The sequence below is a fragment of the Streptomyces sp. S6 genome (assembly GCF_054880855.1).
Map to the genome: position 1 here is coordinate 1 of NZ_JBTYMC010000255.1, position 9,721 is coordinate 9,721.

The window sequence follows — 9,721 nt, forward strand, 5'->3', positions numbered from 1 at the left end:
GCGCAGGCGATCCGCTGGCTGACGGCCATCGATCCGGCGATCGCCCTGGTGTGCGTCGGGGGCGGGGTCGCCGAGGGGCTGGGCACCGGCTACCAGCGGGCCCTGGAGAACAGCACCCGGACTCCGGAGGCCCGCACGACGCTCCGCGCCCAGCCGCGCACCAGGCCGCCCGGCAGCCACCGGACGACGAAGGAGCCCAGCACCCCGGCGAGCATCAGCGCGACCACGGCCAGCAGCCTCGGCGCACCCCACACGCGTGCACAGCGCCCGGTCTCGATGCACGCCCTCGGGGTGCAGGGCGCGGTGGGCAGCCAGACGCTCATCAGGAGGGGACGAGGGAGAGGAAGTGGCGCAGGTAGCGGGCGTTGACCTTGCGCATCGACAGCAGCACGTAAAGGTCGGCGACCCCGAAGTCCGGGTCGTGCGCGGGCGCCCCGCACACCCAGGCGCCCAGCCGGATGTAGCCGCGCAGCAGCGCGGGCAGTTCGGTGCGCTCCGGGGTGGCGAGGTCCTTGGGGACCCAGGGCAGCAGGGGCTGTACCCGGAACTCCTCGGGGGCGAGGTTCTTCGCCTGTACGCGGTCCCAGGTCGCGGCGGCGAGCTTCCCGCCGTCCGCGAGCGGCACCGAGCAGCAGCCGGCCAGCCACTCGTGGCCCCGGTCGACCATGTAGCGGGCGATGCCCGCCCAGATCAGCGAGATGACGGCGCCGTCGCGGTGGTCGGGGTGCACGCAGGAGCGGCCCACCTCGACGAGGTTCGTGCGGATCCCGTCCAGCGCGGACAGGTCGAACTCGCCCTCGGAGTACAGGCGTCCGGCGACGGCCGCGCGCTCCGGGGGCAGCAGCCGGTACGTTCCGACGACCTGGCCGGTCTCGGTGTCGCGGACCATCAGGTGGTCGCAGTAGGCGTCGAAGGAGTCGATGTCGAGACCCGGTTCGACCCCGCCGAGCAGGGCGCCCATCTCTCCCGCGAACACCTCGTACCGCAGCCGCTGGGCGGCCCGTACGTCTTCCTCGTCGCGCGCCAGGGTCACGGTGTAGCGCGTCGGCGCGATGTTCTGCTGGGGACGGTCGAGCGTGGAAACGCCGGTCATAACTCTCTCCCGAGTCACAGGCGAACGACGGCGAGCGGTGCCGTCGAGGACTGTTCTTCCGACGCCGGTTGGCGTGTACGTGACCTCATGCGGGAGCAAAGATGTGAGGTTGTTTAACGGCCGGAGCCGGTCGGTGGGAAAGCTGGACGGGACCGGGGATGAGCACCACTCCCGGTCCCGCCCGTCCGCCACTGTCCGGCGAACGTCTGCTTACCTCTTGGCGGACTTCCGCGTCGCCCGCAGCCACTCCTTGTTCATCGCGGTGATGGACACGAGCGGGATCCCCTTGGGGCAGGCGGTGGCGCACTCGCCGGTGAGGGTGCAGCCGCCGAAGCCCTCGGTGTCCATCTGGGCGACCATGTCGAGGACGCGGGTCTCGCGTTCGGGTGCGCCCTGCGGGAGGACGTTGAGGTGGTTGATCTTGGCGGAGGTGAAGAGCATCGCGGCGCCGTTGGGGCAGGCCGCCACGCACGCCCCGCAGCCGATGCACTCGGCGTGTTCGAAGGCGAAGTCGGCGTCGGGTTTGGGGACGGGGGTGGCGTGGGCCTCGGGGGCGGCGCCGGTGGGGGCGGTGATGTAGCCGCCCGCCTGGATGATGCGGTCGAAGGCGGAGCGGTCGACGACGAGGTCCTTGATCACCGGGAAGGCGGCGGCACGCCAGGGCTCCACGTCGATCGTGTCGCCGTCCCGGAAGGACCGCATGTGGAGCTGGCAGGTCGTGGTCCGCTCGGGGCCGTGCGCGTCGCCGTTGATGACGAGGGAGCAGGCGCCGCAGATGCCCTCGCGGCAGTCGTGGTCGAAGGCGACGGGGTCCTCGCCGCGCAGGATCAGCTCCTCGTTGAGGGTGTCGAGCATCTCCAGGAACGACATGTCGGGCGAGATGCCGTCGACGTCGTAGGTCGCCATGGTGCCGTCGGCGTCGGTGGCGCGCTGGCGCCAGACGCGCAGGGTGAGCCTCATGCGTAGCTCCGCTGGGTGGGGTGGACGTACTCGAAGACGAGGTCCTCCTTGTGGAGGGTGGGCGGCTCGCCGGTCCCGGTGAACTCCCAGGCCGCCGCGTACGCGAACTCCTCGTCGCGGCGGGCCGCTTCACCGTCCGGGGTCTGGGACTCCTCGCGGAAGTGCCCGCCGCAGGACTCGGCGCGGTGCAGCGCGTCGAGGCACATCAGCTCGGCGAGTTCGAGGTAGTCGACGATCCGGTTGGCCTTCTCCAGCGACTGGTTGAACTCCTCGCCGGTGCCCGGGACTTTGATCCGCCGCCAGAACTCCTCGCGGATCTGCGGGATCCGCTCAAGTGCCTTGCGCAGCCCGGTGTCCGTGCGGGCCATCCCGCAGAACTCCCACATCAGTTCCCCGAGTTCGCGGTGGAAGGAGTCGGGGGTGCGGTCCCCGTCGACCGCGAGGAGCAGGTTCAGCCGGTCCTCGGTCTGAGCCAACACCTCCTGGACGACGGGGTGTTCGTCGGTCACCTCGTCCTGGCGGGGGTGGCGGGCGAGGTAGTCGTTGACGGTGGCCGGGAGGACGAAGTAGCCGTCCGCGAGGCCCTGCATCAGCGCGGACGCGCCGAGCCGGTTCGCCCCGTGGTCGGAGAAGTTGGCCTCGCCGATCGCGAACAGCCCGGGGACGGTCGTCTGGAGGTCGTAGTCGACCCACAGTCCGCCCATCGTGTAGTGCACGGCCGGGTAGATCCGCATCGGCACCTCGTACGGATCCTCGTCGGTGATCCGCTGGTACATGTCGAAGAGGTTCCCGTACTTCGCCTCAACGGCCTTGCGTCCCAGGCGTTTCACCGCGTCCGCGAAGTCGAGGTAGACGCCCTGTCCGCCCGGTCCGACGCCGCGTCCCTCGTCGCACACGTTCTTCGCGGCGCGGGAGGCGATGTCGCGGGGGACGAGGTTGCCGAAGGAGGGGTAGATGCGCTCCAGGTAGTAGTCCCGCTCGGCCTCGGGGATCTCGTGCGCGGGCCGCGTGTCGCCCTTCGCCCTCGGCACCCAGATCCGCCCGTCGTTGCGCAACGACTCGCTCATCAGGGTCAGTTTGGACTGGTGGTCGCCGGTGCGCGGGATGCACGTCGGGTGGATCTGCGTGAAGCACGGGTTCGCGAAGTACGCGCCCCGCCGGTGCGCCCGCCACACGGCCGTCGCGTTGGAGTTCATCGCGTTCGTCGACAGGTAGAAGACGTTCCCGTAGCCGCCGCTGGCGAGGACGACGGCGTCGGCGAAGTACGTCCGCACGCGCCCGGTGACCAGGTCCCGGGCGACGATCCCACGCGCCCGCCCGTCGACCACGATCAGGTCGAGCATCTCGGTGCGGGGGTGCATCTCGACGTTCCCGGCGGCGATCTGCCTGCTGAGCGCCTGATAGGCCCCCAGCAGGAGCTGCTGCCCCGTCTGCCCCCGTGCGTAGAAGGTGCGGGAGACCTGGACGCCGCCGAAGGACCGGGTGTCGAGGAGCCCCCCGTACTCGCGGGCGAACGGCACACCCTGCGCGACACACTGGTCGATGATCTCCACGGAGATCTGCGCGAGGCGGTACACGTTCGACTCGCGGGCCCTGAAGTCGCCGCCCTTGACGGTGTCGTAGAACAGCCGGTGGACGGAGTCGCCGTCGCCCCGGTAGTTCTTCGCCGCGTTGATCCCGCCCTGCGCGGCAATGGAGTGGGCGCGGCGCGGGGAGTCCGAGTAGCAGAACTGGACGACGTGGTAGCCCTGTTCGGCGAGGGTCGCCCCGGCGGAGCCGCCCGCGAGGCCGGTGCCGACGACGATGACGGTGCGCCCCCGACGGTTGGCCGGGTTGACGAGCTTCGCCTCGAAGCGGCGGGTGTCCCAGCGGTCGGCGACGGGGCCGGAGGGCGCCTTGGTGTCGGCGACCGGGTCGCCGGTCGTGTAGTTGGCGAAAGTCATGGTCAGCTCACCACTCCGGTCATCACGCCCACGGGGACGGCGATGAAACCGGCCGTGAGCAGAACTGCGAGAACGTCTGCCGTGGTCTTCAGGAACCGGTCCCGGCTGCGGCTGCCGACGCCGAGGGTCTGCGCGGCGGCCCAGAAGCCGTGCCGGACGTGCAGGCCGAGGGCGAGCATCGCGGTGATGTAGACGGCGTTGCCGTACCAGGTGGAGAACGTGCCGACGACGTTCTGGTACGGCTTGCCCTCCTGGAAGCCGCCGCTGTGCACGGTGCCGGTCGTCAGGTCGAGGATGTGCCAGACGATGAACAGGGCGAGGATGATCCCGCCCCAGCGCATGGTGCGCGTCGCGTAGCTCGCCCGGCGTCTGGCGTGCACGTACTTGCTGGTGCGGGCCTTGAGGTCCCGGCGGCTGAGCTGGTACGCGGACACGGCGTGCGCGACCACGGCGGCGACCAGCACCACGCGGATCACCCACAGCGTCCACTCGTAGTGCATGAACGGCTCGCCGATCGTGCGCAGCCAGTGGGCGTAGTGGTTGAACTCGCCGGCCCCGAAGAAGATCTTCAGGTTGCCGAGCATGTGGACGACGAGGTACCCGAGCATGATCAGGCCGCTGACGGCCATCACGGTCTTCTTGCCGACGGAGGAGTCCCACACGGTGCGCGCCATCGACGGCCGTCGGTCCGTCCGCGTTGCCAGAGCCATGAGTCAGAACGCTAGGCGGATTCCGGCCCATCGGTCCAAGACATGGTCCGGCTTGATTCCATAGGCACGGACTATGGTGGCGGGTATGCAGTTCCAGCAGCTCCAGTACTTCGTCGCCGTCGCGGAGACCCGGCACTTCACCCGGGCCGCCGAGGCCGTCCACGTCGCCCAGCCTTCGCTGTCGCAACAGATCAAGGCGCTGGAGCGGGAGCTGGGGGCCGATCTGTTCCTTCGGGCCCGGGGCAACATCACCCTCACGGACGCCGGGGAGGCGCTGCTGCCGCTGGCCCGGCGGATCCTCGCGGACGCCGAAACCGCCCGCTACGAGGTGCGGGAACTCGTGCAGTTGAGGGGTGGGCGGGTGCGGCTCGGGGCGACGCCGAGTCTGTGCACGGGGCTGTTGCCGGATGTGCTGCGCGCGTTCCACGACCGGTATCCGGGGGTGCAGCTCCTCATCGAGGAGGGGGGTTCGCACGATCTCATCCGCGAACTCGCCCGGGGTGCGCTCGATCTGGCGCTCGTCGTCCTGCCCCTTCCGGCGCCGGCGCCCGCGCTGACCACCGTCGAGCTGCTGCGGGAGGACCTCGTCGTCGTGTCGTCCCCGGACGTGCCCCGCCCCGGTGGGGGCAAGCGGACCGTCCGGGTCGCCGATCTCGCCGGGGAGCGGCTCGTGATGTTCCGGCACGGGTACGACCTGCGGGAGCTGACGGTGGCCGCGTGTCGCTCCGCCGGGTTCGAGCCGGAGTTCGCTGTCGAGGGAGGTGAGATGGATGCGGTGCTGGGGTTCGTGCGGGCGGGGTTGGGGGTTGCCGTCGTGCCCCGGATGGTCGCCGCGCGGTCCGGGCACGGGTTGCGGGTGACGCCCTTGGCCCGGCCCGGGTTGCATCGGACCATCGCGCTGGCCCACAGGAGTGATGTGGCTCCGCCTCGGGCGGCTCGGGAGCTTCAGCGCATGCTGCTGGAGAGATGACTTCGGGTGCGGCGCCGTCGTGGCTGGTCGCGCTCACGCGGCGGAGCCGCATATCAGATACAGCCCCGCGCCCCTGAAGATCCTCAGCTCGACGCGTCCTGCAGCGCCAGCTCCCTCAGCTTCTCCGGCGGCCCCGGCCTCGCGTAGTACCAGCCCTGCGCCGTGTCGCACCCCAGCAGCCGCAGATGCTCCGCCTGAGCGCCCGTCTCCACCCCCTCCACCGTGACCGCGAGGTCCAGGCTGTGCGCCATCGTCACGATGCCCTCGACGATCTTCAGGTCCACCGGGTCCGCCGGGAACTGCTGCATGCCCTGGGTGAAGGAACGGTCCAGCTTGAGGATGTTCACGGGGAGGCGGCGGAGGTTGGCGAGGTTGGAGTAGCCGGTGCCGAAGTCGTCGAGGGCGATGTCGACGCCCATCTCGGCGAGTTGGCGCAGGGGTTTCAGGAGGTCGTCCTCGGCGCCGATCAGGGCGGACTCGGTGACTTCGAGGCAGAGGACCTCGGGGCCCACGCCCTCGCGTTCGAGGATCTCGACGGTGTCCTGGACCAGGCCGGGGTGGCTGAGCTGGACCGGTGAGAGGTTGACGTTGATGCGCAGGGCCCAGCACTCGGAGCAGGCGTCCCGGAAGGCGCGGATCTGCCGTACCGACTGCTCCAGGACCCAGCGGCCGAGGGGCACGATGAGGCCGGTGTGCTCGGCGAGGGGGATGAACCGGTCGGGGCCGAGGACGCCGTGCTGCGGGTGCAGCCAGCGGACGAGGGCCTCGGCGCCGCGGACACTGCCGTCCTCCAGGCGGACGATCGGCTGGTACTCGATGAAGAACTCGTCGCGCTCCAGGGCGGCCGGCAGCGCGGTCGTCAGGCCGTGCCGGGTGATGGCGCGGGCGTCGGCCTCCGCGTCGGCGAGTTCGAAGCGGTTGCCGCCCGCCGACTTGGCCCGGTACATCGTGATGTCGGCGCTGCGCAGCACCTCGGCGGCGCTGCGCTCCCCCGCCTGCCCTTCGACGATGCCGATGGAGCCGCGCACGGTCAGCTCGCGGCCGTCGATGCGGACGGGTGCGACGAGGGCGTTCATGATGCGGGCGGCGAGTTCGTCGGCCTCGTGCGGGGAGTCGGGGCCGGTGGTGAGCGCCACGAACTCGTCGCCGCCGAGCCGGGCGACCATCTCGCCGGGCGCCGTCGCGCAGGACTGGAGGCGGTCGGCGATCTCGACGAGGAGCCGGTCGCCGGCGGCGTGCCCGAGGCTGTCGTTGATGGTCTTGAAGCCGTCGAGGTCGAGGTAGCACAGGCCGTAGCGGCGGCCGTCCCCGGCGCCGACGATCTTCTCCAGGCGCTCGAAGAACAGGGTGCGGTTGGGCAGTCCGGTGAGCGCGTCGTGGGTGGCCTCGTAGCGCAGCCGCAGGTTCAGCAGGCGGCGCTCGGTGGTGTCCTCCATGAGGGCGAGCTGGTAGCGGGGTGCGCCGTCGGCGTCGCGCAGCAGGGACACCGTCAGGTTGGTCCACAGGACCGTTCCGTCGGGGCGGTAGAACGCCTTCTCGGTGTGGTAGTGCTCGCGGTCGCCGCGTACCAGTTCCTCGTGCAGCCTCCAGACCTGCGGGGCGTCCTCGGCGTGCGTCCAGTCCTTGACGTTGCGGCTGCGCACGGCCTGTTCGGAGCCGCCGAACATGCGGGTCAGGGCGTCGTTGACCTCCAGGACGGCGCCGTCGAGGTCGGCGATCCAGATGCCTATGGCGGCGCCCTCGAAGACCGCGCGGAAGCGGGCCTCGCTGGCGTGCAGGGCCTGGGCGACGACGCCCTGGGCCTGAAGGGCGGCCTGGGCGATGGCCTCCTGTTCGGCGAGGGTGCGCTCGCGCAGGGCGTGCGCGTAGCCGGCGGACATCGCGTGCTGGAGGCGGGAGCAGCGGGTGCGGAGTTCCTCGGCGGGGCCGTCGTCGCCGCAGTACAGCACCAGGTAGGCGTCCACGCAGTCGAGGGCCTGCGCGAGGGCCTCGGGGTCGGTGCAGTGCGCGCCGACCAGGGCGCCGCCGACCGCCTTCGCCTCGGTGGCGTCGAAGGTGCGCGCGAGGAGGGCCGTGCGCAGGCGCCTGGCCAGGGGGAGGAGGAGTTCCTCGAACTCCGGTCGGGTGAGGGGGGTGGAGGTGGCCGGGTAGACGGCGCGGCTCCAGATCGTCGCGAACCGGCGGAGTCTGTCCTCCGGTCCGTCCTGGACGGCCGTCACGCCGTGGTCCCCACGCCGGCGAAACCGCAGAAGGCATAGGGATCCTCGTCCTGCGGGGCCGTCTCCGGCCGCCACAGCGGCATCGGCACCAGTCCAGGTTCCACCATGTCGTACCCCTCGAAGAACCGCGCGATCTCGCCCTGCGAGCGCATGATCAGCGGGTTGCGGATGTCCTTGTACACGTCGACCGCGCCGCCGGTCCGTTCGGGCGGCAGCGGGATTCCCTCGAACGAGGCATGGGTGAGGACGAGCACGCTGCCGGGCGCGAGCGCGTCGCGCAGCGCCGCCACCGCCCCGTAGGGGTCGTCCTCGTCGTCCACGAAGTGCAGTATCGCAATCAGCAGGACGGCCACCGGCCGCTGGAGGTCCAGCAGGTCGCGGACCTGAGGGCTGGTCAGGATGGATGCGGGATCGCGCAGGTCGGCCAGGACGGCGTCGGCGCGGGGGTCTCCGGCGAGGGCGGCCCTGGTGTGTTCGACGGCCACCGCGTCGTGGTCGACGTGGACGACGCGGGCGTCGGGGACGGCGCGGCGGGCCACCTCGTGGACGCCGCCGGAGGTGGGCAGGCCCGAGCCGATGTCGAGGAACTGGGTGACGCCCTCGGCGGCGGCGTGCCGGACGGCGCGGCGCATGAACGCCCGGGTGGCCTGCATGATCTTCGGCAGGCCGGGCACCGCCTCCATCGCCCGGCGGGCCGCCGCCCGGTCCGCCTCGAAGTTGTGCGAGCCGCCCAGGAAGTAGTCGTTGATGCGCGCCACGCTGGGCACCGAGATGTCGATGCTCCGCGGGGCCCAGGCGGGACGCTGCATCAGTACTCCAAGGCTTCCGACGGTCCGGTGTTCGAGCTGAGGCTACTGATCGCCCGCCAAAAGAACGAGCGGAAACGGAAATTGAGCGTCCGTTCCCGGTCGAGACGTGTGGATTTCCGGTGGGTTTCGTCGACTCCCGTGGCGCCGCCGGGCGTACGCGAATCCGCCCCCTCCGTACGGCGCGGAGGGGGCGGACACAGGGCTGCGCGGTTACTTGTTGGGAGCGCCGACCAGCTTGCCGTCGGGGCGCACCGCGAACCAGGTGCCGCCGACGCCCTGGCCGTTGGTGTCACCGGGCTTCTTGTCGTTGATGAAGGTGTAGATCGGGGAGCAGTTGAGGGTCTGCTGCTCCTCGTTGTTGTCGGGCCGCAGGAACTTCATGTACCCCTTCTGCGGGATGTTCTTGGTGTCCTTGAAGTCCACCGGGGCGACGATCGGCCACTTCTCCAGGCAGGCGCCCTTGCAGTTCGAGACGGGCTTCGGCCACGCCTTGTCCTTGAGGAAGCGGTAGACCGTCATGCCGTTCTTGTCGACGACGATCTCGCCGAGCTTCGGGTCGTTGCGGGTGGAGAGGCCGGCCTGGTCGGCCTCGGCGGCACCCGAGCCGCCGCCGGCGCTGCCGCCCGACTTGGCCTTCTTGCCGTCGGGGGCCAGCGCGAACCACTTGTTGCCGACGTTCTGGCCGGTGGTGTCGCCGGGGTTGGCGTCCTTCGCGTAGTAGTACGCGGGCCAGCCATCGACCGTGAGCTGCTTCTTGCCGTCGGCGCGGGTGACCTCGCCGAGGATGGACTTGTCGATGCCGTCGCCGGCCGAGACGTCGGCGGCGTCGACCGGCGGCCACGCGGTCGCGCAGGCGTCGTTGCAGTTGGATTTCGGGGGCTCGGCGGTGTCCGAGTCGAAGCGGTAGAGGGTACGGCCGCCGCTGTCGGTCACGATCTTGCCGAGTTCGGCGTTCGTGGCGACGGCGAGTTCGCCCGCGCCGCCCTGCGCCTGGGTGCCGCCGTCGGCGCCGGTGCC

At 70.8% G+C, this 9,721-nt stretch carries 9 protein-coding genes; 2 read left to right on the forward strand and 7 right to left on the reverse strand.

All coding sequences use genetic code 11. The annotated features are described in order from the left end of the window. Window positions 1–369, forward strand: a 369-nt coding sequence (locus tag ACVNF4_RS26970; RefSeq protein ID WP_461805475.1) for a hypothetical protein, incomplete at its 5' end; no start/stop codon positions are given. Here the strand turns inward: ACVNF4_RS26970 and ACVNF4_RS26975 are convergent. From ACVNF4_RS26975 to ACVNF4_RS26990, 4 genes are all read right to left on the reverse strand, one after another. Next, window positions 323–1,093, reverse strand: coding sequence for a GNAT family N-acetyltransferase (locus tag ACVNF4_RS26975; protein WP_461805476.1), 771 nt, complete (start codon window positions 1,091–1,093; stop codon window positions 323–325). The two genes, ACVNF4_RS26970 and ACVNF4_RS26975, sit on opposite strands and share 47 nt — an antisense overlap. Before the next feature lie 210 nt (window positions 1,094–1,303). Next, complete coding sequence (locus ACVNF4_RS26980) at window positions 1,304–2,053, reverse strand: succinate dehydrogenase/fumarate reductase iron-sulfur subunit (RefSeq protein WP_461805477.1); 750 nt, start codon at window positions 2,051–2,053, stop codon at window positions 1,304–1,306. After that, a complete protein-coding gene (locus tag ACVNF4_RS26985) occupies window positions 2,050–3,996 on the reverse strand; it encodes a fumarate reductase/succinate dehydrogenase flavoprotein subunit (RefSeq protein ID WP_461805478.1) in 1,947 nt (648 codons plus the stop codon). The genes ACVNF4_RS26980 and ACVNF4_RS26985 overlap by 4 nt, the downstream gene beginning before the upstream one ends. 2 nt (window positions 3,997–3,998) lie before the next feature. Then, complete coding sequence (locus ACVNF4_RS26990) at window positions 3,999–4,670, reverse strand: succinate dehydrogenase (protein ID WP_461805483.1); 672 nt, start codon at window positions 4,668–4,670, stop codon at window positions 3,999–4,001. A gap of 121 nt (window positions 4,671–4,791) precedes the next feature. Between ACVNF4_RS26990 and ACVNF4_RS26995 the strand changes: the two genes are divergently transcribed. Next, window positions 4,792–5,676, forward strand: coding sequence for a LysR family transcriptional regulator (locus ACVNF4_RS26995; protein ID WP_461805479.1), 885 nt, complete (start codon window positions 4,792–4,794; stop codon window positions 5,674–5,676). Window positions 5,677–5,759: 83 nt separating this feature from the next. Here ACVNF4_RS26995 and ACVNF4_RS27000 read toward each other — a convergent pair whose 3' ends face one another. From ACVNF4_RS27000 to ACVNF4_RS27010, 3 genes are all read right to left on the reverse strand, one after another. Beyond that, a complete protein-coding gene (locus ACVNF4_RS27000) occupies window positions 5,760–7,895 on the reverse strand; it encodes a putative bifunctional diguanylate cyclase/phosphodiesterase (protein ID WP_461805480.1) in 2,136 nt (711 codons plus the stop codon). Then, window positions 7,892–8,704, reverse strand: a complete 813-nt coding sequence (locus tag ACVNF4_RS27005) for an SAM-dependent methyltransferase (RefSeq protein ID WP_461805481.1) — start codon at window positions 8,702–8,704, stop codon at window positions 7,892–7,894. Before ACVNF4_RS27005 ends, ACVNF4_RS27000 begins: the two co-directional genes overlap by 4 nt. Window positions 8,705–8,914: 210 nt before the next feature. Then, window positions 8,915–9,721, reverse strand: an 807-nt coding sequence (locus ACVNF4_RS27010) for an SCO0930 family lipoprotein (RefSeq protein ID WP_461805482.1), incomplete at its 5' end; no start/stop codon positions are given.

What these genes read in the sequence shown, in the direction of transcription:
- ACVNF4_RS26995 (WP_461805479.1), top strand. Translation starts at nt 4,792, where the DNA reads ATGCAGTTCCAGCAGCTCCAGTACTTCGTCGCCGTCGCGGAGACCCGG.
- ACVNF4_RS27005 (WP_461805481.1), bottom strand. Translation starts at nt 8,704, where the DNA reads ATGCAGCGTCCCGCCTGGGCCCCGCGGAGCATCGACATCTCGGTGCCC.
- ACVNF4_RS26985 (WP_461805478.1), bottom strand. Translation starts at nt 3,996, where the DNA reads ATGACTTTCGCCAACTACACGACCGGCGACCCGGTCGCCGACACCAAG.
- ACVNF4_RS26980 (WP_461805477.1), bottom strand. Translation starts at nt 2,053, where the DNA reads ATGAGGCTCACCCTGCGCGTCTGGCGCCAGCGCGCCACCGACGCCGAC.
- ACVNF4_RS26990 (WP_461805483.1), bottom strand. Translation starts at nt 4,670, where the DNA reads ATGGCGCGCACCGTGTGGGACTCCTCCGTCGGCAAGAAGACCGTGATG.
- ACVNF4_RS26975 (WP_461805476.1), bottom strand. Translation starts at nt 1,093, where the DNA reads ATGACCGGCGTTTCCACGCTCGACCGTCCCCAGCAGAACATCGCGCCG.